Annotated in this window: 30 protein-coding genes and 3 tRNA genes; 15 read left to right on the top strand and 18 right to left on the bottom strand. The window is 29.3% G+C overall.

What is annotated here, in order from left to right:
* Position 1: 1 nt before the first annotated feature.
* From F7018_RS07240 to cyoE, 6 genes are all read right to left on the bottom strand, one after another.
* Positions 2–649 carry an SCO family protein gene (locus tag F7018_RS07240; protein WP_150899376.1) on the bottom strand — a complete coding sequence of 216 codons (648 nt, stop codon included), beginning with the start codon at positions 647–649 and terminating at the stop codon, positions 2–4.
* A 12-nt stretch (positions 650–661) separates the two neighbouring features.
* Entirely contained in the window at positions 662–1,309 is a 648-nt protein-coding gene (locus F7018_RS07245; protein ID WP_150899377.1) for a hypothetical protein, read from the bottom strand.
* A gap of 63 nt (positions 1,310–1,372) precedes the next feature.
* Positions 1,373–1,711 carry a cytochrome C oxidase subunit IV family protein gene (locus tag F7018_RS07250; RefSeq protein WP_150899378.1) on the bottom strand — a complete coding sequence of 113 codons (339 nt, stop codon included), beginning with the start codon at positions 1,709–1,711 and terminating at the stop codon, positions 1,373–1,375.
* An 18-nt stretch (positions 1,712–1,729) separates the two neighbouring features.
* Entirely contained in the window at positions 1,730–2,713 is a 984-nt protein-coding gene (locus F7018_RS07255) for a cytochrome c oxidase subunit 3 (RefSeq protein ID WP_150899379.1), read from the bottom strand.
* Between the two features lie 56 nt (positions 2,714–2,769).
* On the bottom strand, positions 2,770–3,354 hold the full coding sequence (locus F7018_RS07260; RefSeq protein ID WP_150899380.1) for a cytochrome c oxidase subunit 3: 585 nt from the start codon (positions 3,352–3,354) through the stop codon (positions 2,770–2,772).
* Positions 3,354–4,256, bottom strand: coding sequence for a heme o synthase (cyoE, locus tag F7018_RS07265; protein ID WP_150899381.1), 903 nt, complete (start codon positions 4,254–4,256; stop codon positions 3,354–3,356). Before cyoE ends, F7018_RS07260 begins: the two co-directional genes overlap by 1 nt.
* Positions 4,257–4,429: 173 nt before the next feature.
* Between cyoE and F7018_RS07270 the strand changes: the two genes are divergently transcribed.
* The 3 genes from F7018_RS07270 to F7018_RS07280 all read left to right on the top strand — a co-directional run bounded on the left by F7018_RS07270 (position 4,430) and on the right by F7018_RS07280 (position 4,754).
* A tRNA-Gly gene (locus F7018_RS07270) sits at positions 4,430–4,501 on the top strand.
* Between the two features lie 20 nt (positions 4,502–4,521).
* Positions 4,522–4,610 (top strand) — tRNA-Leu (locus F7018_RS07275).
* Positions 4,611–4,668: 58 nt separating this feature from the next.
* Positions 4,669–4,754: transfer RNA gene (locus F7018_RS07280), tRNA-Leu, on the top strand.
* A gap of 311 nt (positions 4,755–5,065) precedes the next feature.
* Here the strand turns inward: F7018_RS07280 and F7018_RS07285 are convergent.
* On the bottom strand, positions 5,066–5,254 hold the full coding sequence (locus tag F7018_RS07285; RefSeq protein WP_150899382.1) for a hypothetical protein: 189 nt from the start codon (positions 5,252–5,254) through the stop codon (positions 5,066–5,068).
* Positions 5,255–5,385: 131 nt separating this feature from the next.
* Positions 5,386–6,987, bottom strand: a complete 1,602-nt coding sequence (locus F7018_RS07290; RefSeq protein ID WP_150899383.1) for a thioredoxin domain-containing protein — start codon at positions 6,985–6,987, stop codon at positions 5,386–5,388.
* Positions 6,988–7,158: 171 nt separating this feature from the next.
* Here F7018_RS07290 and F7018_RS07295 point away from each other — a divergent pair, with 171 nt between their 5' ends.
* Positions 7,159–9,357: a tetratricopeptide repeat protein gene (locus F7018_RS07295; protein ID WP_150899384.1), complete on the top strand. Its 2,199-nt coding sequence runs from the start codon at positions 7,159–7,161 to the stop codon at positions 9,355–9,357.
* A 1-nt stretch (position 9,358) separates the two neighbouring features.
* A complete protein-coding gene (locus tag F7018_RS07300) occupies positions 9,359–10,093 on the top strand; it encodes a LytR/AlgR family response regulator transcription factor (RefSeq protein ID WP_150899385.1) in 735 nt (244 codons plus the stop codon).
* Between the two features lie 403 nt (positions 10,094–10,496).
* On the opposite strand, the gene F7018_RS18680 is transcribed toward F7018_RS07300, so the two are convergent.
* Positions 10,497–10,952, bottom strand: coding sequence for a hypothetical protein (locus tag F7018_RS18680; protein WP_217701363.1), 456 nt, complete (start codon positions 10,950–10,952; stop codon positions 10,497–10,499).
* A 217-nt stretch (positions 10,953–11,169) separates the two neighbouring features.
* Here F7018_RS18680 and F7018_RS18425 point away from each other — a divergent pair, with 217 nt between their 5' ends.
* Complete coding sequence (locus F7018_RS18425) at positions 11,170–11,322, top strand: hypothetical protein (protein ID WP_175578683.1); 153 nt, start codon at positions 11,170–11,172, stop codon at positions 11,320–11,322.
* Between the two features lie 72 nt (positions 11,323–11,394).
* On the opposite strand, the gene F7018_RS07305 is transcribed toward F7018_RS18425, so the two are convergent.
* Positions 11,395–11,781: a hypothetical protein gene (locus F7018_RS07305; RefSeq protein WP_150899386.1), complete on the bottom strand. Its 387-nt coding sequence runs from the start codon at positions 11,779–11,781 to the stop codon at positions 11,395–11,397.
* Between the two features lie 136 nt (positions 11,782–11,917).
* On the opposite strand from F7018_RS07305, the gene F7018_RS07310 reads away from it, so the two are divergent.
* From F7018_RS07310 to F7018_RS07350, 9 genes are all read left to right on the top strand, one after another.
* Positions 11,918–12,625 (top strand): DUF547 domain-containing protein, encoded by a 708-nt coding sequence (locus F7018_RS07310; RefSeq protein ID WP_150899387.1) that lies wholly within the window; start codon positions 11,918–11,920, stop codon positions 12,623–12,625.
* A gap of 30 nt (positions 12,626–12,655) precedes the next feature.
* Positions 12,656–12,991 (top strand): arsenosugar biosynthesis-associated peroxidase-like protein, encoded by a 336-nt coding sequence (locus F7018_RS07315; protein WP_086029663.1) that lies wholly within the window; start codon positions 12,656–12,658, stop codon positions 12,989–12,991.
* 93 nt (positions 12,992–13,084) lie between these two features.
* Positions 13,085–14,137 (top strand): arsenosugar biosynthesis radical SAM (seleno)protein ArsS, encoded by a 1,053-nt coding sequence (gene arsS, locus F7018_RS07320; RefSeq protein WP_150899388.1) that lies wholly within the window; start codon positions 13,085–13,087, stop codon positions 14,135–14,137.
* A gap of 258 nt (positions 14,138–14,395) precedes the next feature.
* The gene (locus F7018_RS07325) at positions 14,396–14,851 is read left to right on the top strand and encodes a rhodanese-like domain-containing protein (RefSeq protein WP_150899389.1); all 456 of its coding nucleotides are present in this window, start codon (positions 14,396–14,398) and stop codon (positions 14,849–14,851) included.
* Positions 14,844–15,443 carry a TIGR04282 family arsenosugar biosynthesis glycosyltransferase gene (locus F7018_RS07330; RefSeq protein ID WP_150899390.1) on the top strand — a complete coding sequence of 200 codons (600 nt, stop codon included), beginning with the start codon at positions 14,844–14,846 and terminating at the stop codon, positions 15,441–15,443. The genes F7018_RS07325 and F7018_RS07330 overlap by 8 nt, the downstream gene beginning before the upstream one ends.
* A gap of 63 nt (positions 15,444–15,506) precedes the next feature.
* The gene (locus tag F7018_RS07335) at positions 15,507–16,328 is read left to right on the top strand and encodes a purine-nucleoside phosphorylase (RefSeq protein WP_150899391.1); all 822 of its coding nucleotides are present in this window, start codon (positions 15,507–15,509) and stop codon (positions 16,326–16,328) included.
* Positions 16,328–16,756: a DoxX family membrane protein gene (locus tag F7018_RS07340; protein ID WP_150899392.1), complete on the top strand. Its 429-nt coding sequence runs from the start codon at positions 16,328–16,330 to the stop codon at positions 16,754–16,756. The genes F7018_RS07335 and F7018_RS07340 overlap by 1 nt, the downstream gene beginning before the upstream one ends.
* Positions 16,753–17,721 (top strand): arsenosugar biosynthesis arsenite methyltransferase ArsM, encoded by a 969-nt coding sequence (arsM, locus tag F7018_RS07345; RefSeq protein ID WP_150899393.1) that lies wholly within the window; start codon positions 16,753–16,755, stop codon positions 17,719–17,721. The genes F7018_RS07340 and arsM overlap by 4 nt, the downstream gene beginning before the upstream one ends.
* 128 nt (positions 17,722–17,849) lie before the next feature.
* Positions 17,850–18,209: an RDD family protein gene (locus tag F7018_RS07350; protein WP_150899394.1), complete on the top strand. Its 360-nt coding sequence runs from the start codon at positions 17,850–17,852 to the stop codon at positions 18,207–18,209.
* 2 nt (positions 18,210–18,211) lie between these two features.
* Here F7018_RS07350 and radA read toward each other — a convergent pair whose 3' ends face one another.
* From radA to F7018_RS07390, 8 genes are all read right to left on the bottom strand, one after another.
* Positions 18,212–19,573, bottom strand: a complete 1,362-nt coding sequence (gene radA / locus F7018_RS07355) for a DNA repair protein RadA (RefSeq protein ID WP_150899395.1) — start codon at positions 19,571–19,573, stop codon at positions 18,212–18,214.
* Between the two features lie 75 nt (positions 19,574–19,648).
* Positions 19,649–20,041, bottom strand: a complete 393-nt coding sequence (locus F7018_RS07360; RefSeq protein ID WP_150899396.1) for a hypothetical protein — start codon at positions 20,039–20,041, stop codon at positions 19,649–19,651.
* 124 nt (positions 20,042–20,165) lie between these two features.
* Positions 20,166–20,576, bottom strand: coding sequence for an SMI1/KNR4 family protein (locus F7018_RS07365; protein ID WP_150899397.1), 411 nt, complete (start codon positions 20,574–20,576; stop codon positions 20,166–20,168).
* Between the two features lie 165 nt (positions 20,577–20,741).
* Positions 20,742–20,999: an SMI1/KNR4 family protein gene (locus F7018_RS07370; protein WP_150899398.1), complete on the bottom strand. Its 258-nt coding sequence runs from the start codon at positions 20,997–20,999 to the stop codon at positions 20,742–20,744.
* A gap of 62 nt (positions 21,000–21,061) precedes the next feature.
* Positions 21,062–21,478, bottom strand: a complete 417-nt coding sequence (locus tag F7018_RS07375) for an SMI1/KNR4 family protein (RefSeq protein ID WP_150899399.1) — start codon at positions 21,476–21,478, stop codon at positions 21,062–21,064.
* A gap of 199 nt (positions 21,479–21,677) precedes the next feature.
* Positions 21,678–22,091 carry an SMI1/KNR4 family protein gene (locus F7018_RS07380; protein ID WP_150899400.1) on the bottom strand — a complete coding sequence of 138 codons (414 nt, stop codon included), beginning with the start codon at positions 22,089–22,091 and terminating at the stop codon, positions 21,678–21,680.
* Between the two features lies 1 nt (position 22,092).
* Entirely contained in the window at positions 22,093–22,965 is an 873-nt protein-coding gene (locus tag F7018_RS07385; protein WP_150899401.1) for an HNH endonuclease signature motif containing protein, read from the bottom strand.
* 4 nt (positions 22,966–22,969) lie between these two features.
* A complete protein-coding gene (locus tag F7018_RS07390) occupies positions 22,970–24,898 on the bottom strand; it encodes a hypothetical protein (RefSeq protein WP_150899402.1) in 1,929 nt (642 codons plus the stop codon).
* Between the last annotated feature and the right edge of the window lie 217 nt (positions 24,899–25,115).

The following is a 25,115-nucleotide window of genomic DNA, read 5'->3' on the forward strand; positions in this document are numbered from 1 at the left end:
GTTACTCCTTTAACAATAATTTTATGTCTTCTTTTAATTCTTTTATTTGATTATCAAAACCATGTTCTTCCAACGCTCTATAATAACCTATTGGATTACCTTGTTCGTCATAACGAGAACGGATATACCCATCTTTATCTACCAAAGCAAACAAACCTGAATGCTCAAACCCTCCATGAGATACTTCACCTTTTCCAACGAATAATTTAAATCCGTCATTTGACAAATTATAAACTACTTCTTCTGGCTTACCCGTTAACATATGCCAGTTTTTATGATTTATACCATTTCTTTTAGCATATGCTTTTAACTGTTTAGGTGTATCTATCTCTGGTGTTATTGAAAATGATGCAATTCCAAAATTAGGATTTCCCATAAACTCATTCTGAACTTCAACCAACCTTGCATTCATTATTGGGCAAATTGTTGGACATGTTGCGAAGAAAAACTCTACTACGTATACTTTACCTTCATAATCTTTATTTGAAATCGTTTCTCCATGTTGGTTTATAAATTCAAAATCTGGAACCTTAGTGTACTTATATAAGTCTGCAGCATTAAAGTGTTTTACAATTTTTGGCACTGAATAAATACCAAATAATAAGATAATGAATGAAATTCCTATGTATGAATAATTTTGTTTTTTCATAGTTGTAAGTTTTTAGATTTTTCTATCAGCATTATTCTTTTTTAATGCTAAACGATATTCTGCTAATACCACCTTAACATCGTCTTTCATTTTACTATTTAACTCAGCTACCGATTTCATATTATACCCAAACAACTTTCCATTTGCACTATCTTCATCATCAGTTCTTCCTCTTAAGTGCATTTCTTTGTCTATAATAAAAGCTTTTGATGTGTGTAATGCATTATCTAATGATTGGTTGGTTTTAAAACTATCAAACAACACTTTTATTTCTGCTTCATTAGCAAATACAAAATTCCATTTAATCATATTTGTAAATGCTCCTATGTCTTTTTGAAGTTTTAAAACTTTATCTTCCATTCCTCTCGGTGCAATTACGATTAATTGAAAATCTTTAAACCCATAAAATGGCTTGTAAATCTTTTCATTTAAATTAAATAACTCTCCTCTTGCTTCATCAATATTAGTTCCTAGAAAAGTAACGATTGAAATTTTCCTATCGAACGTATACTTTTTATTTATTGATGAAATATCTGTTACATTTTTAGTAAGTACTGGTAGTTTAGCAAAGTTATTGATTCCTAATGATAAGAATATATAAAATAACAAGGGCACTATAAATAATGCAAATAAGACTACGTGTTTTTTTGTTACCTTCATTTGATTTCAAATTAAAGACAAAAAAAGGTGGTTAAAACCACCTTTTCTTTCAATTTTATATAATTACCATTTTACTAATGGCGCTAATGTTTCATATAAATAATCTCCTTCTATCAATACAATAAATAATAAGTAAGATATTAAGAAAACTCCTGTCCAAACAATTGATCTTCTAAACCATGTTTTTTCTCCTTCTAAATGCATAAAAGCCCATGCAATATAGTATGCTTTTGCAATTGTTAAGATAATGAAAATCCAGTTTAACCAACTAGTTCCCCATCCATGTAAATGTAACGATGCAGGCTTTATGATACCTAATACAACTTCTACAGTTGTTATAATTGTTAAGATTGCTAAAACAATCCAAATTCTTTTTTGATTCGATTCGTGTGCGTGACCCATTTTACTATCGTTTTTTTATTATACTAAGTAGAAGAAGGTAAATACAAATACCCAAACTAAATCTACAAAGTGCCAATATAAACCTACTTTTTCAACCATTTCATAATGTCCTCTACGCTCGTATGTTCCTAGTACAACATTAAAGAATATGATTATATTAATTAAAATCCCTGAGAATACGTGGAATCCGTGGAATCCTGTAATAAAGAAGAAGAAATCTGCAAATATTGGATTACCATACTCATTTACTTTTAAGTTAGCTCCTTCAACAACTTGAGTTGCTAAAGCTAATTGCGCTAAACTTTCTTCTCTAGATAAAATTATCTTTTGTTTAGTTTCTGGATTTAATTTTTCAGTTCTAATTCTTAAAGTAGGATCAGCTTTAAAAGCTTCTTGTACTTGTGCCACTGAATACTGAGAAATTGCTGGCTCTTGATCAAACCATAATCCATTCTTACGGGTATGGTGGATTCTGTCGTCTTTTCTATCAGTATGTACAAAATCGGCTAACGCTATCTGATGTCCATCTTTTACAAATTGTATAATATGGTTATCAGAAGTTTTAACTGCTCCGTACGAACCGTTAATAAAGTTTTTCCACTCCCATGCTTGTGATCCAACGAAAATAATACCAAAAACAATCGTTGCAAACATATACCAAGCTACTTTCTTTTGTTTCATTTGATGACCAGCATCTACCGCTAACACCATTGTTACCGACGATACAATTAAAATAAATGTCATTAATGCTACATAATACATAGGTGCGTGTACACCATGTAACCCTGGAAAGTGGGTAAATACCTCATCGGCTATAGGCCAAGAGTCAATAAACTTAAAACGTGTTAAACCGTACGCTGCTAAAAAACCTGAAAATGTTAATGCATCAGATACGATGAAAAACCACATCATCATTTTACCATAACTAGCGCCAAATGGTTTTGCACCACCTCCGCCCCAGGTCTCTTTGTTGTCAGAATTTACAGCAATATTTGCTCCCATAAATCTCTTTTTGTTAATTTTTGTTAAAACAGTGCGCCAAAATTACGCATTTTTCATCATCTTATGAAATAGAAAAAGAAAAATAGATAAATCCATAATACATCTACAAAATGCCAGAAGATTGCACCTAACTCAAACCCAAGCATATCCGCCGATGAATATTTCTTTTTAAAATGATTATAAATTACTACTAATAATACAATTACACCCGCTAATAAATGCAGTACATGTAAAAATGTTATCCCTATTATAAAAGATGTAGACACTGTACTTTCTGGTCCAGTAAAATACAATCCTACAGCTTTTAATTCGTTAAATCCAACATATTGTTGCCATACAAAGCCTAATCCTAGCACTAAAGTTGCTAATAATAGCATGAATGACACCTGAATTTTATCCTTTTTTAAAAATTTTTGCGATAGTATTAATGTAATACTACTCATTACTATTAATACCGTACTTACATAAAATGCTTGTGGTAATTCGAAAGTAACCCAATCTTCACGATTCATACTTATTACATATGCACTTGTAAGTCCTGCAAAAAACATTACCATACTAATCATTGAAATCCATAACATTGGTTTCGCTGATTTTCTTTTACCCGCTCTTAACTCTTCTTGTAAAGTTTGTTCACTCATTAATGTAAAAATTTATCTACCACATATATAATGGGTACTATTGTAATATAAAAAACACTCGCTAACATTAATTTTCGTGCATCAGTGTTTTTTTCTGTTTTGTATAATTGAAATGCGTAATACAACATTAGCATTCCTAATAATAATATAATAACAGCTGTTACTGGATATATATAAAACTTTCCTGTTACCTTTAATACTGGTGCAATAGACATTAATATCATTACACAGGTATAAAATATAATTTGCACAATAGCTCCTTTGTCTTTTTTATCCATAGGTAACATATGCAATCCTGCTTTATTATACTCTTCATATTGTAACCAACCTATTGCCCAGAAATGCGGGAATTGCCAGAAAAACTGAATCATGAATAAAAAGCCAGCTTCAATTCCAAAATTTCCGGTAGCAGCTACCCAGCCTAACATAAAAGGAATTGCTCCTGGGATTGCCCCTACAAAAACTGCTAAAGGTGTTATAGCTTTTAATGGAGTATACGCACTTGTATATAAGAATATCGAAATTGCTCCAAATAATGCACATTTAGGATTAATGGCATATAGTATAGCAATTCCAGCTATTGTAAATATTATTGCTATGATTAATGCTGTTGTTACAGACATCCTACCTGCAGGCAAAGGTCTGTTTTTAGTACGTCGCATTACTGCATCAATATCTTTTTCTATTACTTGATTAAATGCATTTGATGCACCTACCATAAAGTATCCTCCAATAGCTAATAATAGTATTGTTGTATAATTTATATTTTCTGCTCCTAAAAGATATCCTGTAATAGATGTGAATACTACACTAACCGATAAGCCAACTTTTGTTAATTGCTTAAAATCGTTAAAGACTGATTTTAAAGAGGTTTTTGTATTTACAGATGAAACGGTGCTCACTTCTTTTTTTAAAATTTGTGCAAAGATATTTCTTTCTTATGTAATCGCAATAAAATTTATTGGTAATTAAATTTAAAAAAAATAAAAAATTGCTTTGTAATTCAAAAAATGGTGTTATATTTGCACCCGCATTCGGAGCAATGCAGAAGTTCTTTAAAATAATTTTTGACTACGCGAAAGTAGCTCAGGGGTAGAGCATCACCTTGCCAAGGTGAGGGTCGCGGGTTCAAATCCCGTCTTTCGCTCAATCCTTTTAAGAGATTATGCTGAAGTGGTGGAATTGGTAGACACGTTGGACTTAAAATCCAATGGGCCGTAATGCTCGTGCGGGTTCAAGTCCCGCCTTCAGTACCAAGCCTCGCTTTCATTAGCGAGGCTTAATTTTAAAAGTAGTCAAAAAAAAAGCATAAACGCTGAAGTGGTGGAATTGGTAGACACGTTGGACTTAAAATCCAATGGGCCGTAATGCCCGTGCGGGTTCAAGTCCCGCCTTCAGTACAAAAGCCTTAACAAATTTGTTAAGGCTTTTTTGTTTTATAAATGTTCTATAAATCAACTTTTCCATATACTTTTCCCTTTATCTTTTACTCATTTCATGTAAAAAATAAACCCAAACCTCAAACTATTTAATTTACTATTAAGAATTATCTTTTTCAACAGCGTTTGCCCCTTAACACTAATTAAACCGAAATCTTACACTTCAGCTTGTTTACATGTTATTTTTTTCAAGAAATGAGCCTACTTTATTTATTAAAACCGTTGCTAATAATTTTTTATTAGCAACGGAATTTTAACCTAAAAATACGTGATTAAAACGGACAAACACAATAAGTCCCTGATGGATTTGGCCCATTCGGATCGTTAGGAAAATCTAAGCATCCTGCTGCTATTTGCGCATTTGTACATGGACGTCCACTTGCATGAGGTTCCCCTCCTCCACTAATTGCTTTTTGCTCATTTTTACTTAAGGCATTTCCTAATTTTTTTAAATTTTTCATAATTAAAGTTTTAAATATTTATAAGCCTTGACTATTTAAAGACACTCAAGGTTTGTGTCTATTCTTCTCGAGAGAATATTGTTAAAACGCGAAGCATTAAAAAAAGACTTCATTTCTATAGAAACCCATTCCTAATTCTTGCGTATATTCTTTTCAATACAGTCCTCAGCCAATTCCTGAATAAAATAAACTAGATCACTTCTATCATATTCTTTTGGAAAAGACCTACCGTTAATTAAAATTTCAGGTGTAAAATTAATTTCATTGTTTTTACACCACCTTACTTCTTTGGTTAATACTGACAAATATTTTTCTTTTTCATAGCAACTTCCCCACTTGTTTAACCAATCTTCGGTTTTCATTCCATCATAAATATCATGCATCGCATCAAGACATATTAACACTTCTTTTTCATCAAATAATTCAAGTAATCTCAAAGTCACTTTTACTCCATCGCTCTCTTTATCATATATATTAACATAGAAACGAATTGTTATTTTTGTCTCATTTGGATATTTTCTATAAATATTTTCAATTAGCTTATGCACTTCTTTACAATGTCCACAAAAGGGATTTGTAATAATGGTAATATTAAGAAGTGCATTCTCATTACCTATAACTACTTCATTTGTATTTATAATTGTTGTATCTTTTATTTCAGACGACTTCAAAAGTGCGTTGAAGAGGTTGAAATTTCGTTTAAACCTGAAATAATCAATTTTTGTTTGACTTAATTCTTTTAATGATTTTAATTTACGAGAGAGATAACTCCATAATGTTACTGAAGCTAAAAACCCAATACTTATAAGTAAAATTGATTTTATAGAAAAAGAAAAAGCAGAAATATCAGAATTTATGAAGGTAATTATTGCTTGCACCCAAAGAGTCACCACAATCCCTAAACACAACAAACACCATTTTTTTACTACTACTGCTTGATAATAAATTGAATATATTGTGATAGGTAACACAAAAAAACTCAATAGATATAATATATTTAAGTCACCACCTTGGAGAAAAAGCAATAATGCATTGAATGTCAAACCAATGAAATATAAAAGACTAATATTACTTAATTTAAAACGATTAAATATCAATGCCCCTTTTGAGCCTATAACAGCGTCACAATCTTTTTTATCAGTTGCATCAGAACAAAAAGTATTTCCTAAAATAGTTTGACTTCCTTCCTCTTGCTTAATGATTGAGCTACTTATAAAAACACCAACTAAACTTAAAGCAAAATAAAAAAGGGATGGAATTGATATTTCTAGTATAACCAACAAGCCAATAAATAAAATGATTGTTGATATTAGCAAGACTTTATCAAAGTTATTTTTCTTTGTTCTAACTTCTAAAAACTCAGTTTTTTCAACGACTACAATAACCCCTGTAAACATTTCTAAGAACTTAGTATAAGTAAGCTTGTATTTTTTCTTGTCAGAAACGAGAAGCCTACAGTATGAATCATCTTTATTTACAACAACAAAACTTTCCCCTTTTTCAGTTTCTATTTGAGCCAAAAAACTAGTAGGTAACTGTTTTAATACTCCAAGATTTATAGGAATAGTTAAAGCTAGATTATCAATATCAAAGTGTGATAAAACACCAGTTATTGCATGTAGACTCGGATATGAAGGATGGCTTTCTATCTGAAAAGCCAATTCTGTTTTATCAAAGTCAATTCTATTATAACTTAGCAATTGTTGTATTTGGTAGATAAGGGTCTTTTTCAAAGAATTAAGAAATTATTTAATTGTAACTAGGTTTAATATCAATCTAAAATTCTCTGCTATTTAATAAGAAACAGTGAGTTAGACATTAAATAATTCGTTAGCGGTTATAAAAAATGTATAAGCGGTATTTTTACTGATAATAACTTTTACATTTGCATAAATTAATTGAATATGAAAAGAAAATGTTTTGAAAAGAAAATAAGCATCTACGCTTTACTAGTATTTTTCTTTAGTAATTTCTATATAACTTTTGCACAAAATGCTAAATTAGATAGCCTACAGCATGTATTAAAAACACATACCAAAAAGGACACTACTAGAGTAAACTTATTGAATGCTATTGCCTATGAAATTTATGGTACTAACCTAGATAAGGAGTTAAAAATTCTTAATGAATCTAGACTACTTTCAGACAGAATAGATTATAAAAAAGGAAAAGCTGTAAGTCTAAATTATACAGGACAAGCACATATGTATCAATCAAATTTCAAAGAATCAATTGATAATTTTGAAAAATCAATGGTTCTTTATAAAGCGATTGGTAACTTAAAAGGAGTATCGAAAAATCTTAACTCTATTGGAGTTGCTTATTTTCAACTAAGTAATAGAGAAAAATCATTAGAATATTTTAAAAAATCTTTACAGGTTGACGAAAAACTAAAAGACAAAAATGGTGTTTCTGCCTGCTTAAATAATATTGGAACCTTATACCAAAGCCTAGGAGAATATGAGAAATCTTTAGAATACTTAAAAAAAGCTATACTTATAAAGCAAGAAATTAATGATGAAGTGGGAGTTGGCCGTGGATTATACAATATTGGAACCATATATGCTGTTAGAGGCGATTATCCTCATGCCATTGAAAATTACAAAAAAGCACTACTAATATTAAAAAAAAACAATAAAACTCAAGGAGTTTCTCTTTGCTTAAACGAAATTGGTGACATCTATTTTCGTCAAGAAAGATTTAAGACAGCTCTGGAATACTTTAAAAAATCATTAAAAATAAATGATTCTAAAAAAAATAATTCACTAGTAAAAAGCTTAAGATATATTGGGAGAATTTATAAAGAAAATGGAGAAAATGTAAAGGCTATAGAATATTTCAAAAAAGCATTGAAAATGAGTCAAGAAATAGGTAATAAAGAACATATTTCTTATTGTTTAAATGCTTTGGGAAAAATTCATCTAGAAACAAAAAAGTACACACAAGCACTTCAATATTTCAAAAAAGGATTATCAACTAATTTAGAAGTTGGTGAGGGGAAGCAATTTGGAGAAAGCGTTTCTTATATAGGCATTGGAGAAACTTATTATCATCAAAAAAAATATAAAAAAGCATTATATAATTTAATAAAAGGATTAAAGCTAGCTGAAAAATTTGAATCTGTAGAAAATCAAAAACTAGCTACTGAATTACTTTCTAAAACATATTATAAAACACAACAATTTAAAAAAGCCTATAATAATCAAATTAAGTTTAAAACATTAAGCGACAGCCTTTTCAATAAAAAGAAAATACAAAAAATCACAGCAATAGAATATGAATATGCTTACAAAAAACGTTTAGATTCTGCTGCACAAAGGGAAAATAATTTAAAAAATGAAGTAACTACTATAGATAAAAAATTAGGAATTTCCGAGCAACAAAAACTATGGTGGATTATTGGTTTCTTCTGTTTAATACTACTTCTGTTTTTTTTACACAGAAATCATCGTTTTAAACAATTAAAAGCACAATCTGAGAATACTAATTTACGTTTTCAAGCTCTAAACATGCAAATGAATCCACATTTTATTTACAATAGTTTAAGCAGTATTCAACAATACGTTTTAGCAAACGACCCTAATAGTGCACAACAATATTTAGCACAATTTTCAGTATTAATGCGAGCTATATTAGCTTCTTGTAAAAAAGAGATTATTTCTTTAGACAAAGAAATAGAGATTATTAAAAACTATATAGAACTAGAAAAAAAGCGCTTTAGAAACTCTTTTGATTTTGAAATAGTAAACTCTATAGAAGATAGCTCAGAAATCTATCTACCTCCACTTCTAATTCAACCGCTAGTAGAAAACGCTGTTATCCATGGCGTTTCAACCTTAAAAGAACGTAAAGGGTTTATTAGTATTTCCTTCAATATAATAAATCAAGAATTAGAATGTGTAGTTAATGATAATGGAATAGGAATTGAAACATCTACAAAAGAAAAACAACAACGTATTATTAATCATGAATCAATTGCTATAAAGAACATCGAAGAACGGTTAAAATTACTTGATACAAAAAACACACAACGTCTTTTTGTTAGCCCATCAAACAAGACACCTCACGGAACTCAAACACGAATATTAATACCTGTGTATTAACATGATAAAGACTATTATTATTGAAGATGAACCTAACGCATTAGAATCTCTTAAAATTGGAATACAACAATACATACCCGCATTAAAAATAATAGGAGAAGCCACTACAATAGAGGAAGGAAAACAAGTAATTGAACAATTATGCCCAGAATTAGTCTTGCTAGATATACGACTAGGCACTAAAGATGCTTTTCAATTACTAGATAGTCTAGATAATTTAGATTTTGAAATTATTTTTACTACGGCTTATGGTGAATTTAAAGAAACAGCTTTTGATTATTTTGCACTACATTATTTAATGAAACCTATAGATTTTGAAAAACTTAAATCCGTTGTTTCTTCTTATGAACAAAGAAAAGCAAAACGATTTACCCTTCAGAAGTATGCTTTTTTAAAGCAATTCTTTAGTTCTGGTTTCAAAACACTATCCATTCCATCTAGCAAAGGATACAATTTAATTAATATAGATAACATAATGTGGTGTGAGGCTTCTGGAAATTACACTATCATTTTTATGGAAAAGGAAAGACAATTAATAGCTTCTAAACAATTAAAATATTACGAGAATATATTAAGAGAAGTAGGTTTTTTCAGAATTCACCGTTCTTTATTGGTAAATATAAAACAGATATATGAAATTAAAGAAAACACTGTTATTTTGAAGAACAAAAAAGTATTAACTGTTTCTAGAAGAAATAAAAAAAACATAGAAATGTTAATGAGAATAATTGGGTAGTTTTTTTAATATATTACGTCAATTTATTTTTGAAATAAACTTTCAATTAAGCTCTTGTAGGTTGTAGAAATTACTATAGAATTTAATATTTTTTAATGAAATATAAATGTACCCTCTTGCCTTTTTCATTTTGATTTCAAGTTCGAATGTCACTCCTCATAAAGATGAATTTATAGATAATGAAGAAATAAAAATCTATAACATTTTTGGTTTCTCTTTCTAAAACACAGACAGTTTTATCCTAAGAACCTAAGCACTCATACTTTATAAATCACCTATTTACACCAAAAAAGTCACAACATTTTATCGTTATAACTTTATATTATTACTATTCATATATCCTATATAACTACAAACTAGCATAAGCAAAAGAACTTTTATACACTTATACTCTCTAACATCCTTAATCCTTTTTATTAAAAATCGTATTTAAATGTATTATTAAATTATCAACTTCATTATTATACTTCTCATAACAATAAAACTTAATCTTTTTCCCATTTTTAAACTTCAATAAAATAGAGGGATAATTTTTCAAAATAAATCTGTAGTTAATTTTCTCTAAATCTTCTATACTTTCATTTAATAATCTTTCCCCATCTTTATTTTTTATAATTATTTCTTTTTTAGTAAACGCAACCTCAATATAACCTAAGTATTTTGACTTAAAAAGTCTTAAAAACAGAAAAGCTAACACTATACTCAAAATAATGTAGCTAAAAAAAACACCTCCATCTGGTATAAAGTTCTTTATTTCTGAAATAAAAACGAGAGATATAAAATTTGAGATTATAAAAGACAAGAAAAAAAATAAATAATGTTTTCTATACCTAATTGTATGAATTGAATATTTTCTCATTATTTAAACCTATTTCCATCAAACATATAAACCAAAAAATTTAAGAATATAAAGCATTATAAAAACACTAGATATTAAAAAAATTAATCCCAGAAAAAAATAAAAATACCTAATTAATTTAGAAGCACTATTATAATGCATCTCCAAGGAATCAAAATCTATCGAATTTTTTATTTTTTTTGCTAAAAGTGATCTAAAAAGATAAACATATCCAGCCATGATCAAAACTGCAACTAAAACATTCCTTATCTTCAATAGAATCAGCCCTCCTAAAACTATTCCAGAAGTTATAAACGACCATTCTAAAAGTATTTTATTAACAACACCTCCTTCAACATTATATCTATTACCTATTTTTTGGCTACAATAATTTACTTTAAGATAAAATCTTATCAAACTAGTCATATATTATAAAACTTACATTATGTTATTCAACTCTTTATTATTCAATATAGTTAAAGACACTAAATGAGAAAATAAGAAAAACTACAGACAAGGCAGTTATTAGAATTCCTATCATAAAATTAAATACTTTTTTTGTCATATTAATTTTTTTATATTCAGACACCAATTCTTTTAAAACTATTATTTTTTTTATTTTTTCATTTACAAATGGAGAATACCAAATAAATGAACCATATATAGCTACTAATAAGTATGCTCCATTAATATTAGATGCAAAAATAAAATAGGGAATGATTATAAACGGTGTTAATAAAAATGTTAATTGTGTTTTAAATATATGACTTACTCCATCTTCTAAATCTTTCTTATCCCACAAACCTATTCTCTGGGTACAGTAATTAATAAACATTAACCTCTTTAACATAAAAATACTGTTGAAATTAAATTAGCAATTTTCTTTTTTTAGCTATGCAAAAATAGAACATTTACAGTAAACTATATTTCCTTTGTAATGTCTTATATAAGTCAACGTCTAAACAGACAGTTTAAAACAAATAAGCATGAAAAATTTATTTCTAATATTAAGTTTATCTTTTTTCTTAACCTCTTATAGTCAAACATCAACTTTCGATGCTCTATTAAAAAAACACGTAAGTACTAAAGGGAATGTAAACTACAAAGCATTCAAAAAAGACGAAGCTAAATTGCAATCTTACCTAGATTATTTAGCCAAAACCTCTCCTAAAAAATCATGGTCTGCAGCAAAAACAAAAGCTTTTTGGGTAAATGCTTATAATGCCTATACTATTAAATTAATTTTAGACAACTACCCTTTAAAAAGTATTTTGAAAATAAAAAAGAAAGGAAAAGATGCTTGGAGCATTCCTTTTGCAAAAGTTGGAGGTAAATCTTACACATTAAATCATATTGAACATGAAATTTTACGTAAAGATTACAACGATCCTAAAATACATGTAGGTGTAAATTGTGCTTCGGGTTCTTGTCCTCAATTAGGAAATTTTGCTTTTACAGAAGCTAATTACGAAGCTAAAACCAAAGACTTAATGAAGAAGTTCATTAATGATACCAATAGAAATAAGATTAGTAAAAATAAAGTTGAGCTTTCTAAAATATTTGAGTGGTTTAAAGGTGATTTTACTAAAAAAGGATCATTAATTGATTTCCTAAACAAATATTCAAACACCAAGATAGACCCTAAAGCTAAGGTTCGATTCTTAGAATATGATTGGAGTTTAAACGGAAAGTAGTATTTTTATTTTTCAACTTAAAATAAACATATGTCTAAAACATATTATGATCCGGCTGACTTACGTAAGTTTGGAAAAATAACAGAATGGAGTGAAGAACTTGGAAACAAGTTCTTCGATTATTATGGTAAAGTATTTGAAGAAGGAGCTTTAACCGCAAGAGAAAAAAGTTTAATTGCATTGGCTGTAGCACACACAGAGCAATGCCCATACTGTATAGATGCCTATACAAAAGATGGTTTACAACGTGGAATTACCAAAGAAGAAATGATGGAAGCTATTCATGTAGGAGCCGCTATAAAAAGTGGTGCTACTTTGGTACACGGAGTTCAAATGATGAACAAGGTGAATAAATTAGAAATGTAATTATCCCTTCTTCAAAAAATGTTTCCTCGAGCGCAGTCGAGAGATACTGCTTAGGTCTCGACTGCGCTCGACCTGATAGAATAATGTATACAAATGAAGAAATCGCTTTTAGCAAGAAACAATGATTTAGCAAACACTCAACGTCAGTTAGAAATTTTATCAAATGGAATTTTCGCTGACGGTGAACTACCTACATTCGCTAAAAAAATAAAAGAAACAAATCAGTTTCCACTACGTCCTAGTAAATTAGAAATTTTACAAATTAATTTAGGATATATGTGTAATCAGGTTTGTGCGCATTGTCATGTTGATGCTGGTCCTGACCGTAAAGAAATTATGACCAAAGAAACCATGCAGCAATGTTTAGATGTTATAAAAACTACTGGCGCCCATACGTTAGATTTAACTGGAGGAGCCCCTGAAATGAACCCTAATTTTAGATGGTTTGTTGAAGAAGCTTCTAAAGCTGGAATTAAAGATTTTATTGTACGTTCTAACCTAACTATTATTAGAGCTAATAAAAAATTTTACGACTTACCTGATTTCTTTAAAAAACATAACGTTCACGTAGTATCTTCAATGCCACATTGGACTCGTGGAAAAACCGATAAACAACGTGGCGATGGTGTTTTTGATAAATCGATAAAAGCCCTTCAAATGCTAAATGATGTTGGTTACGGTATTGAAGGAACTAACTTAAAACTCGATTTAGTATACAATCCTTCTGGAGCATTTTTACCTGGAGATCAAGCTGCTTTAGAGTCTGACTTTAAAAAAGCTTTAAAAGAAGATTTCAACATTGATTTTAACAGCTTATTCGCTATTACAAATTTACCTATTAGTAGATTTTTAGATTATTTAATTGCTTCTGAAAACTATGAAGATTATATGTATGCTTTAGTAGAAGCATACAATCCTATGGCAGTAGAAAATGTAATGTGTACCAATACATTATCTGTAAGCTGGGATGGTTATTTATATGATTGCGATTTTAACCAAATGTTAAATTTAAAAGTAGACAGCAAAGTAAAACATATTTCAGAATACAACGAAGAGCTTATTCAAAACAGAAATATTATTATTAATCAACATTGTTACGGATGTACTGCAGGTGCAGGAAGTAGTTGTCAAGGCACTGTTGCTTAACATATAAAAAAGTTCCCTTAACAGGGAACTTTTCATCTTTTAAAATATTTTCAAAACAAGGTTCATCCATAGTTCTAGTCAAATCATATAGTAAAATATAGGTTGTTGTTTTACCTTTGCAAGGAACTTCATCTTCCCAAGACTATAAAGTAGAAACAACCACTAATAGAAATAATGTTTTTAAAGTTTTTTTCATATCAATTTCAGTTTTTAAAAAAGGTAAATGCAATTACTTTGGTATTCTGTCTTTTATTCTCAATGAATTGTTTCTCTCAACAAAACTTAAAGCAATTATTAAAAAAACACAACACAGAAAGCATTCCTTATATTTCTGTAAGTGATTTAGCTAAAGACCAAAAAGCAATTTTACTAGATGCTCGTGAACCTAAAGAATTTGCTGTAAGCCATCTTAAAAATGCGATTTGTGTTGGATATGACTTTTTTAACTTAGAAAACACCTTAAAAAAGCTTCCAGAAAACAAAAACACTAAAATCGTAGTATACTGCTCACTTGGAATTCGTTCTGAAGATATTGCCGAAAAGCTACGCAATGCTGGTTTTTCAAATATTTATAATTTATACGGTGGTATTTTTGAATGGAAAAACCAAAACAACACTGTTGTTAATAAAGAAAATAAACCTACTACAAAAATCCACGCCTTTAACAAAGAATGGGGAAAGTGGTTACATAAAGGAGAAAAAATTTATGAGTAAAAACTTACTATTAATCTTCACTAGAAACCCAGAACTAGGAAAAGTTAAAACACGTTTAGCAAAAACAATAGGAGATGAATCTGCATTAAACATTTATATATTCTTGCTAAACCATACCAAAGAGGTTACACAAGATTTAAACTGCGATAAAGCCGTCTATTATTCAGTAAAAGTTAGAAACAATGATATTTGGGATACTTCGAATTATCAAAAACATCAACAAAATGGTGATGATTTAGGCATACGAATGAAGAACGCTTTTCAAGAAGCTTTCAACAAAAACTATGAAAAGGTTTTAATCATTGGGAGCGATTTATACAATTTAAAGCCAAATCATATTAATGAAGCCTTTGAAAAACTAAATTCAAACGATGTTGTCATAGGTCCTGCCGAGGATGGCGGTTACTATCTTTTAGGAATGAAAGAACTGCATTCAGAAGTGTTTAAAAACAAAGCTTGGGGTACTTCTACCGTAAGACAAGACACTTTAAACGATTTACAAAACGTTTCAGTACATTTGTTAGAAACCTTAAACGATGTAGATGTTTTTGATGACATTAAAGGTAATCCTGCATTCGAACAATTTTTATAAAAACTATTTCGAACAGTATAAAGGAAACACTTTGTACATCGTAACGACAAACACAAAATTAAAATGCTAAAAAAACAATTAGATTTACAAGAAACGCAAGAGTTTCTTCAAAATAAAGGAATAACAAACCCGCAAATAGGAATTGTATTAGGTACTGGTTTAGGTAAACTAGTAGATGAAATTGAAATAGAGCATGAAGTTCCTTATTCAGAAATCCCACACTTTCCTCAAGCTACTGTTGAGTTTCACTCTGGAAAATTAATTTATGGTAATTTATCTGGAAAAAAAGTATTGGTAATGTCTGGGCGTTTCCATGTATACGAAGGTTATAACTTATGGGAAGTAACTTATGGTATTCGTACAATGCATGCTTTAGGAATTCAAACTTTATTAGTTTCAAATGCTGCTGGAGCTGTTAATCTTTCTTATAAAAAAGGAGATTTAATGTTACTTGAAGATCATATCAATTTACAAGGAGGATCTCCATTAGCTTTTAAAGGAGCTAACGAGTTTGGAAATATTTTTGCTGACATGCTAGAGCCGTATTCGAAAAAAATTAATGCTTTATTGAAAGATATCGCAAAAACTAACGACATACAATTGCATGAAGGTACATATGCTAGTGTTGTAGGCCCTCAATTAGAAACCAGAGCTGAATACAGAATGTTACAAATATTAGAAGCTGATGCTGTTGGTATGAGTACAGTTCCTGAAGTAATTGTAGCTAAACAACTAGACTTGCCTTGTGCAGCAATTTCTGTATTGACAGATGAGTGTGACCCTAAAAATTTACAACCTGTTGATATTGCAGAAATCATTGCAATAGCTGGACAAGCAGAACCTAAAATGATTACCTTATTTAAAGAATTAGTTAAAAACATTTAATGCAAAAAAATAAACAAATAGCAATAACAACCATCCGTTTGATTCTTGGATTCATTTTCTTTTTTCAAGGATTTGGCAAAGTATTTAAATTTGGATTAGAAGCAGTTTATAAAAACTTTTTCTTAGCTAGCTATGGCGATTTACTTCCAGATTTTTTATTGTTATTTACAGCATATTACACTTCTATTATTGAATTAACTGCTGGTTTTTTGTTAGTAATAGGCTTTAAAAGAGACTATGCTTTATATGCTTTAGCTAGTGTTTTAGTTATCGTAACAATTGGACATGGATTAAAGGAACCTATTTGGGACTTATCGCATGTAATGTACAGAACTATACTTTTAGTAAGTTTATTAATACTACCCCGTGAATTAGATATTTTTTCTGTCGATGTATTTATCGACACTAAATTAAAAAAACAAAAATGAGTTATTTAGATACAACACATAATGTATACAAAGAAGCTGCACTAACACCTGATGTTGGTTTATGCTGTACTACCAATCCAATATGGGAATTACCTGGATTAAAAATCCCACGTATTATGCAAGAAATGAACTATGGCTGTGGTTCTACTGTACATGCACGTGATTTAACCAATAACCCTAAAATGTTATATGTAGGAGTTGGTGGTGGAATGGAACTATTACAGTTTTCTTATTTCAACAGAAACAAAGGTGGTGTTATAGGATTAGACGTAGTAGATGAAATGCTTGAAGCATCTCGTAAAAACTTTAAAGTTGCCGAAGAGCAAAACGATTGGTTTAAAAGTGAGTTTGTTGATTTACGTAAAGGAGACGCCTTAAATCTACCAGTAGAAGACAACTCTATTGATGTAGCTGCACAAAACTGCTTATTTAATATCTTTAAAACTGAAGATTTAAAGAAAGCTATTGCTGAAATGTATCGTGTTTTAAAACCACACGGGCGTTTAGTAATGAGCGATCCTACATGTGAGCAACCTATGAACGAAACTCTACGTAACGACGAGCGTTTACGTGCTCTTTGTTTAAGTGGGAGCTTACCTATTGCGGAATATGTAAAAATGTTGACCGATGCAGGCTTTGGAACTATTGAAATTAGAGCTAGAAAACCTTATAGAATTTTAGACCCAAAGAATTACCCAACTGATGAGTTAATTTACATTGAATCTATTGAAGTAGCTGCTATCAAAGATCCAATGCCAGAAGATGGCCCTTGTGTATTTACAGGAAAAGCTGCTATTTATTATGGTGATGAAGATTATTTTGATGATGGAGCTGGACATACATTATTAAAAAATCAACCATTAGCTATTTGCGATAAAACTGCTGCCGCTTTACAAGCTTTAGGCAGAGATGATATTTATTTCTCAGAATCTACTTATCACTATGATGGTGGTGGATGCTGTTAAAAAACCTTACAACTAAAAAAACTCTTATAATGTAATGTGTAAGAGTTTTTTTTATTTACAAAATTGAGTTTGATTATTTATCCTGAATCTTATAGTTTAGCCACCAAATAATCAATCATAAAGATGCTATGAAAACAAATGAGGTTAATAAAGGAACACGGATAATAAATTTTGTGATTGATACTCTAGCCGTAAGCTTTATTAGTCTTATTTTATATAGTGGACTTTATTCCTTCGATTATGCAGAATTATACTATCTAGTCTTTATATTTTATTATTTCATTTTTGAATATTTCTTAGGTCAAACATTGGGTAAAATGATTACAAATACTGTAGTTGTTGATATGACTAATTCTAAACCTAGTATAAGAAAAACTTTATATAGAACTTTGCTAAGATTAAACCCTTTTGATACAGTTTCTTATTTATTTGGACTAGAACAAGGCGGACATGATTTAATATCTAAAACCCGACTAAAAAATAAATAATATTAAGCAAACAACGTAGCAAAAGCCTCTTCTATTTTACTAACCAAAATTAGTTTTATAGAATGGTCTCTACTTGCAATCTTATTATATTTAGAAGTAACAAAAGTTTTATATCCTAATTTTTCAGCCTCTATAATGCGTTGATCTATTTTAGAAACTGGTCTAATTTCCCCAGCCAAACCTACTTCTGCAGCAAAGCAAACATTTGGATTAATCGCCATATCTTGATTTGATGATAAAATAGCTGCTACTACTGCTAGATCAATCGCAGGATCATCTACATGAATACCTCCTGTTACATTTAAAAAGACATCTTTTGCCCCTAATTTAAAACCTGCTCGTTTTTCTAACACTGCAAGAATCATATGCAATCGTTTTAAATTATACCCTGTAGTGGTTCGCTGAGGTGTTCCATACACCGCTGTAGAAACCAATGCTTGAATTTCAATCATTAACGGTCTAATTCCTTCCAGCGTTGAAGCAATTGCGGTTCCACTTAAATCGGCGTCTTTTTTTGATATTAAAATTTCTGAAGGATTAGATACTTCTCTTAACCCACTAGACAACATTTCGTAAATCCCTAATTCTGCCGTAGATCCAAAACGGTTTTTTTGAGAACGTAAAATTCGATAGGTATGATTTCTATCGCCTTCAAACTGTAATACTACATCAACCATATGCTCCAATATTTTAGGTCCTGCAATATTACCTTCTTTATTTATATGTCCAATTAATAGTACTGGAGTCGAAGTTTCTTTGGCAAACTTTATAAGCTCTGCTGAGGTCTCTCTAATTTGCGAAATACTTCCTGGCGATGCTTCTATAGTATTTGTATGTAATGTTTGAATAGAATCAATTACCAAAACATCTGGCTGAACCTCTTCTATATTTTTAAATATTTGTTGTGTATTTGTTTCAGTAAGAATTAAGCAATTTGAATTGCTCGCCTCTAAACGTTCTGCTCGCATTTTTATTTGCGATTGACTCTCCTCTCCTGAAACATACAATACTTTTTGAGGAATTTTTAAAGCAATTTGTAATAATAATGTTGATTTCCCTATTCCTGGCTCTCCTCCTAACAAAACAACTGCTCCTTTAACAATACCTCCACCTAAAACCGTATCTAACTCATTATTTTTAGTTTCTACACGCTCTTCAAGATTCAATTGAATATCTTCCACTTTAAGTGGTTTAGACGTTGTTTTTTGTTTATTTGACGGCGTTTTCCAGCTCCTTTTTTCCTCTTTCTGTATTACTTCTTCAACAATAGTATTCCATTCTTTACAAATATTACATTGCCCCACCCATTGTGCATGTTGTGTTCCACAGTTTTGACAGAAAAAAGTTGTTTTGGTTTTAGCCATTGTTGTTGTGTTTATTCAACAAATATATTACAACAATAAAAAACCAGAGTAAATTTACTCTGGTTTTTCTATAACTTATTTACCGTTATGATCGTCAATTTCTTTTTGAGTTCTTGTAAACTCTTTTGTTACTTTAATTGGCTCTTTCTGTTGTTTAGAAGTAATGATTAAGGTAAACTTTGTAACTCCTAATCTTGGACCCCATCCTAAAACCGCTTTTCCTTCATTATTTTCAGCCTTATAACGTTGTGCTTTCTTTTCTACTTCATCAATAACTTCCCACTCATAATCGGCTGTTTTATCATCACTAGTCCCTATTACTTGGATATCTAATCCTTTGGCCTTCTTAAATTCAATTTTAGCATTTAAAGGATTTTTATCTATAACTAATTCATCGTTATCATTACAAGAAGCTAACAAAGTAACTAACATTAAAACTAAGCTTGATTTTCTAATTATATTTATCATGATTCACTGTTTATTTAAATTATTTTTTAGGTAAACGAATCACGATTAAAAAACCCTACTTTTTATACAAAAACACTTTACCTCAGTTGAAGTAAAGTGTTAAAATTATTATTACAATACTATTTTACAAGTACTCATCTTCTTCTTCAAGATTTTCAATAAATTCCGTAAATGAATTAGCTATTTTTTTTGGATTTCCATCAGAATGATAAATATGAATTTCTCCAAAGTTATTTTGATTGTATCCTATTGCTATATACCCTCCAACAACTGTACCTATCGTTAAAAAACTGTTTTTTAAAAAATCATGTTTGCGGTTAAACATTTTTTTAACCTTTTCTAAATCAAAAAACCGCCCAAAATTAACATACTCTTCTTCATAAGAATATACTTTACTTCTTTCAGAATACATATATCCTCCATTATAACTCAACATATGTTGTTTATAATCTTTTGATAAACTTGATTCAATTAATTTTTCTAAATCTTTCAAATCATTTAAACTTATCAATTTATCATCTCTTATAAATTTCATATAGCATATTACTCAAGTTATTTATAATTTTTCTACTATAAGCTCCCATTTTTTTATCGATAAAAAAAATTAATTGGCATATTAAAATATCCTAAACACATACAGCTAAGAAACTCCTTATCTTAGTTTAGAGTATGACGTTAGAATAATATTATTCGTACCATTCTAGAAATCTGTATCTGTTATTTTTAAACTTTCAAGAAATTCCGTAAAAGAGCTTGCTACTTTATATGGACCTTCACTAGAAAAATAAACATAAATTTCACCCAAATTATCCTTTTGATAACCAATAGCTAAATAACCTCCATTGTATATCAATAAAATACTTTTAAAATCATTAGGCAATTTAGCTTCTAATAAACTTTCTATCTCACTTATTTCTTCTAAGCTAGTATCTTCAAATCTTTTTGTGAATGTTATCATAATATTTTAAAAACCATATCTAAACAAGAATTACCCTACTCCATTCAGAACAATAGGTTCTTTTAAAAATAAGTATCTGGATCTGCTTCAAATAAACCATTTATAAATTCTGTAAAAGAATCAGCTATTTTCTCTGGGTTTACATCTTCATAAGATATGTATATACTCCCATAACTAACTTCATCTAAAGAAATACTTATTCTTCCTCCAGGAATAGCCCCTATAGATATCTGCCCCTTAGGCAATACATTCCTCAAAAACAAATACTCTTCTAATCCAGATTTAACAGCATGAAAATACTCTAAATGAATTATTTTATTGGGGTGCTTAAAACAAACATAGTCTCCATCAGGATACCCTCCATTGTATTGCAACAGATGTTGCTTATAATCTTCTGGTAATTTTAAGCCATCTAATAACAACTCAAATTCATTTAACTCTAGTTGTGTTATTTTTTCAAATTTTGTTTTAAAATTCATCTTTTAAATTATCTATCATATTTTATTTCTCTTTTATTAAAAACTCTTTTAAAATAACTTCAATATTTTCAGTTAAAAAATTCAAAGAAATCAACTTTTATAAATATATCAAAACCATTATAATAACAAAATACACTTAGCTATTTTCCTTTATTAAGATTAACAAAACAACTTCTAACCACCTACAAAAAACTCCTCATTAATAATCCTCATTATCTGTTAATTGACTCATAAAATCCTCAAAAGAACTTACCAATAATTCAGGTACTACCTCTCCCATATCCATTGGGCAAAAATATATTTTACCATAATCTTCTTTTCTTAAAGAAATACAAAACTGATTTCCCCCTTCATCATAAGCAAACGGGAAAAAATTATCTGGTAAAACATCCGATATTCTTTTTAAAGTATCTTCTAAACTTCCATATTCTCCATATTTTATTGAATGAAAATAATTAATCCCTTTACCTTGAAAATAATTATCTTCTGGATACCCTCCATTGTATTTTAAAATATGTTTCTTATACTCTTCAGGAAGATTTAAATTAAAACTCTCTGTAAATAAATCTAATTCTTTTATTGTTATTCTCTTTTCTGTATCAATAAATTTCATATTATAAATATTCTTCTTTTATACCTAATAAATTATTAAACTGACCTGCTGAACCTAAATGTGTTACTGTTGCCTCATGCGCATCCCTTAGTACTAACTGCATTGTGCATTCTAAGTTTTCATCTAAATCATCTAAATGATGCCATGTATATCCTTTTGGAGTTTTTTTTAAATTCATTAATTCTAAACATTGTTTAAAATCTTTATCTCTACTCCCTGTTACTTTAATTCTTACTTTACCAAAAGCTGGATCATTATTATATAAATAATGGATTAAGCCATCAAAATCTGGAGAAGCTCCTTTTCCTCCTTTACTAATAGGAATATCATCATAGCCCTTAGCTATTGCATTTTCAGGTTTATACTTATTTCCTTTCAAAGCTATTCTTTCATTCATTTCCGAAATTAATTTCCTTCTCTCATTCTCAGTTTTCTTGATAAAATTAAAGTATTTTTCAATGTTTTCGCGAATACCCCTAAAAACAATTATTCCACTTTCATTTAAAAAATCAATTGTAACTGTGTTTGGCTTAACATTTAATTTAAACTTAATCAACAAATCATTAATTTCGTTTGAAAACTTTTGAGCTTTTATATTCATAAAGTCTTCTAAAGTTTTATTCGACTTCTTCCAGTCTTTATATAACTTTTTCACATATTTAGATAAGGATATTTTTTTTGTTTCGTTAAAAATAATAACATTATTCCAAGTTATAACTCTATTTCCTCTTTCATTCAAAGCAGCTCCTAAACACCCAAGAATTAAACTAGAATCTTTTAAATAAACAATTTTAAAAAGAGGATTATTTATAAATAATCTTAATTGTCTTTTTACTTCTCTTCTTTTAAGAAGATATTGTATTATATTTCTCATAGCTCTATTTTTTTACAGGACAAAGTGTTAAAACATCATTTATAAAATTAGTTGGTGAAAGATTGAACTTCTTCAACCATGATTTTTCAGAAAAATTAAATAAATCATCAAATTTCTCTGTTGCCAATTGCTTTGTTGTCTTGATCAATTCTTGTATCCATGTAAGAAATTCATCCATCAATTTTGCTACATCTAATTCTTTTAGTTTTTTAAACAAACCTGACAGTGCATGTATAAAATCTGAAGGTTTTTTTACAACAATTTTAACTGCAGTTTTACCTTTACTTACTGCTTTTGCTAACGACTCAAAAGTAATTTTTAAAGCCTGAGCTACTGTTTTAGCACCTCCTGTAGCTATTGCTGTTAATACTTCTTCTACAATAAAACCAATAACATAACCTATACCGTACCCTACCTGATCTACTTTTGTTGCTGTATAGTTTACTCCATCTGCTAACTTAGACAATATTGTATCTGGATTTAACACAGCGTTTATTAATAGCTTAGCAACTGAAATCAACCCATTAAAAAGCGTCTTTATATTTTTTATTGAAAATAACTTTAAAAAAGCCTCTGTTGCATTTTCCAACATCTCCATTCCTAATGAAACACTTTGTTTAAAAGTAATTTTGTCTATTTTTAATAAATAAGCTGGTAAATTTATAATATGACCAATCAACGAAACAATACCTCCAATAGCCTCTACAAGACTATTATAAACACCTATAAAAAATGCGTTTAAATAAATAAACAGATTTTTAGATGTAATTAATTTTTTTAAACTTTTGTACAAATCAATAAGAGCGTCAGTAATTTTAAAAACAAAAGCTAATTTGTTAAACAAAAAAGCTCTAAATTCTTTATTGGGTACACTTTTAATTGCATTAGAAAGCTCTTCTTTTAAAGATGTTATTTTACTCTCTAAAGTAACACCTACATTTTCTTTTTCTTTAGGACTATTTAAGTACTCTTTAAATCCAGGAAAAATTGGTGCAAATTTTTCATTTACACTTCCATCTTCTTTATAATATTCCCAACGATTTACATCTGTTTTAAACGTTTTTGTTATTTCATTTCCAATAAGTACCAAAGGATCTCCCAACAATCCTTTTAAAGCTTTTGCTTTAACTTCTAAAATAAAACCTCCTATTTCATAAAAAACAGTAGCTAGTGGATTATCCCCTTTTGAAGTTTTACTTTCAAAATGATTTTTAAATACTTTCTCTACCTCTCCTTTTCCTATAGCTACATTATATAACTGGGCTAATTTTGTTATTGCTGAAAAAGGTAGTTTTGTATCCTTATCTATACCACTTCCAGACTTGATCCTTAACACAGACATAGGATTAAAAAGACTATTCTTTTCTAAAAAAAATACAATTTCATTTGTTTCAATAGTTGTAATTTGTGAATAAGCATGTTCTAAAACCGCTCCATCTTCTGTAAAAAAGAAGACAAGCGATTTTGATTTATCTTCTAAAATTTCTCTAAGTTTAACCTCAGACAATCCAAAAATCTTAGGCTTCGCTGTTTTTTTATTCTTTTGAGCTCCCAATATTTCAACCTCCTCTAAATGTTCTGTATTTGATTTTTCAGTTCTAACAAAATAATTGTCATTATAACTATACACCTTTACATAACTACCTGGAAGTTCTTCTAAGGTATTATTTTCAGTAATAGTTATATAATTATTTGGTATTAAAAAACCCTCTACCAAATCTGCATTTAATTTTTTAGGATTAGCCTGTTTTTTAAAATGTGTTCCATTTACAAGTTCCACTTGTAAATAACTAAATAAGCTTGGTATATACCCTTCTTGGGTATGCTCATCTTCATCTCCTTCTATTTTATATTTATCGTTAAAAACGACACAATTTGATTGAGGCTGAAACTTTACCGCAAAATGTTTCAACCCATATTCATAAGCATTCATAAATATAGTTTTATATTAAAAAAAGTACGTGTAGCATTTGCTACTTTGTAATTCTGAAAGCTTAGGTGAAGTTTTAAAGAAGTAATGTGGTAAAACTTCAAAAACCTAAAAACATAACATTTGTTTGATTAAATAGCTATTTTCTTAACTAATTATGTAGAATCAGGATGCAAACATAAGTAAATAAAAACAAATTACAAAATTAATTTTGTAATTT

Source organism: Tenacibaculum aiptasiae (assembly GCF_008806755.1).
Taxonomy (GTDB): Bacteria; Bacteroidota; Bacteroidia; order Flavobacteriales; family Flavobacteriaceae; genus Polaribacter; species Polaribacter aiptasiae.

Excerpts from the sequence above, each read along its gene's own strand:
- F7018_RS07240 (WP_150899376.1), bottom strand. The coding sequence starts at position 649 with ATGAAAAAACAAAATTATTCATACATAGGAATTTCATTCATTATCTTA.
- F7018_RS07245 (WP_150899377.1), bottom strand. The coding sequence starts at position 1,309 with ATGAAGGTAACAAAAAAACACGTAGTCTTATTTGCATTATTTATAGTG.
- F7018_RS07250 (WP_150899378.1), bottom strand. The coding sequence starts at position 1,711 with ATGGGTCACGCACACGAATCGAATCAAAAAAGAATTTGGATTGTTTTA.
- F7018_RS07255 (WP_150899379.1), bottom strand. The coding sequence starts at position 2,713 with ATGGGAGCAAATATTGCTGTAAATTCTGACAACAAAGAGACCTGGGGC.
- F7018_RS07260 (WP_150899380.1), bottom strand. The coding sequence starts at position 3,354 with ATGAGTGAACAAACTTTACAAGAAGAGTTAAGAGCGGGTAAAAGAAAA.
- F7018_RS07285 (WP_150899382.1), bottom strand. The coding sequence starts at position 5,254 with ATGAAAAATTTAAAAAAATTAGGAAATGCCTTAAGTAAAAATGAGCAA.
- F7018_RS07295 (WP_150899384.1), top strand. The coding sequence starts at position 7,159 with ATGAAAAGAAAATGTTTTGAAAAGAAAATAAGCATCTACGCTTTACTA.
- F7018_RS07300 (WP_150899385.1), top strand. The coding sequence starts at position 9,359 with ATGATAAAGACTATTATTATTGAAGATGAACCTAACGCATTAGAATCT.
- F7018_RS18680 (WP_217701363.1), bottom strand. The coding sequence starts at position 10,952 with ATGAGAAAATATTCAATTCATACAATTAGGTATAGAAAACATTATTTA.
- F7018_RS18425 (WP_175578683.1), top strand. The coding sequence starts at position 11,170 with ATGATCAAAACTGCAACTAAAACATTCCTTATCTTCAATAGAATCAGC.
- F7018_RS07305 (WP_150899386.1), bottom strand. The coding sequence starts at position 11,781 with ATGTTAAAGAGGTTAATGTTTATTAATTACTGTACCCAGAGAATAGGT.
- F7018_RS07310 (WP_150899387.1), top strand. The coding sequence starts at position 11,918 with ATGAAAAATTTATTTCTAATATTAAGTTTATCTTTTTTCTTAACCTCT.
- F7018_RS07315 (WP_086029663.1), top strand. The coding sequence starts at position 12,656 with ATGTCTAAAACATATTATGATCCGGCTGACTTACGTAAGTTTGGAAAA.
- arsS (WP_150899388.1), top strand. The coding sequence starts at position 13,085 with ATGAAGAAATCGCTTTTAGCAAGAAACAATGATTTAGCAAACACTCAA.
- F7018_RS07325 (WP_150899389.1), top strand. The coding sequence starts at position 14,396 with ATGAATTGTTTCTCTCAACAAAACTTAAAGCAATTATTAAAAAAACAC.
- F7018_RS07330 (WP_150899390.1), top strand. The coding sequence starts at position 14,844 with ATGAGTAAAAACTTACTATTAATCTTCACTAGAAACCCAGAACTAGGA.
- F7018_RS07335 (WP_150899391.1), top strand. The coding sequence starts at position 15,507 with ATGCTAAAAAAACAATTAGATTTACAAGAAACGCAAGAGTTTCTTCAA.
- F7018_RS07340 (WP_150899392.1), top strand. The coding sequence starts at position 16,328 with ATGCAAAAAAATAAACAAATAGCAATAACAACCATCCGTTTGATTCTT.
- arsM (WP_150899393.1), top strand. The coding sequence starts at position 16,753 with ATGAGTTATTTAGATACAACACATAATGTATACAAAGAAGCTGCACTA.
- F7018_RS07350 (WP_150899394.1), top strand. The coding sequence starts at position 17,850 with ATGAAAACAAATGAGGTTAATAAAGGAACACGGATAATAAATTTTGTG.
- radA (WP_150899395.1), bottom strand. The coding sequence starts at position 19,573 with ATGGCTAAAACCAAAACAACTTTTTTCTGTCAAAACTGTGGAACACAA.
- F7018_RS07360 (WP_150899396.1), bottom strand. The coding sequence starts at position 20,041 with ATGATAAATATAATTAGAAAATCAAGCTTAGTTTTAATGTTAGTTACT.
- F7018_RS07365 (WP_150899397.1), bottom strand. The coding sequence starts at position 20,576 with ATGAAATTTATAAGAGATGATAAATTGATAAGTTTAAATGATTTGAAA.
- F7018_RS07370 (WP_150899398.1), bottom strand. The coding sequence starts at position 20,999 with ATGATAACATTCACAAAAAGATTTGAAGATACTAGCTTAGAAGAAATA.
- F7018_RS07375 (WP_150899399.1), bottom strand. The coding sequence starts at position 21,478 with ATGAATTTTAAAACAAAATTTGAAAAAATAACACAACTAGAGTTAAAT.
- F7018_RS07380 (WP_150899400.1), bottom strand. The coding sequence starts at position 22,091 with ATGAAATTTATTGATACAGAAAAGAGAATAACAATAAAAGAATTAGAT.
- F7018_RS07385 (WP_150899401.1), bottom strand. The coding sequence starts at position 22,965 with ATGAGAAATATAATACAATATCTTCTTAAAAGAAGAGAAGTAAAAAGA.
- F7018_RS07390 (WP_150899402.1), bottom strand. The coding sequence starts at position 24,898 with ATGAATGCTTATGAATATGGGTTGAAACATTTTGCGGTAAAGTTTCAG.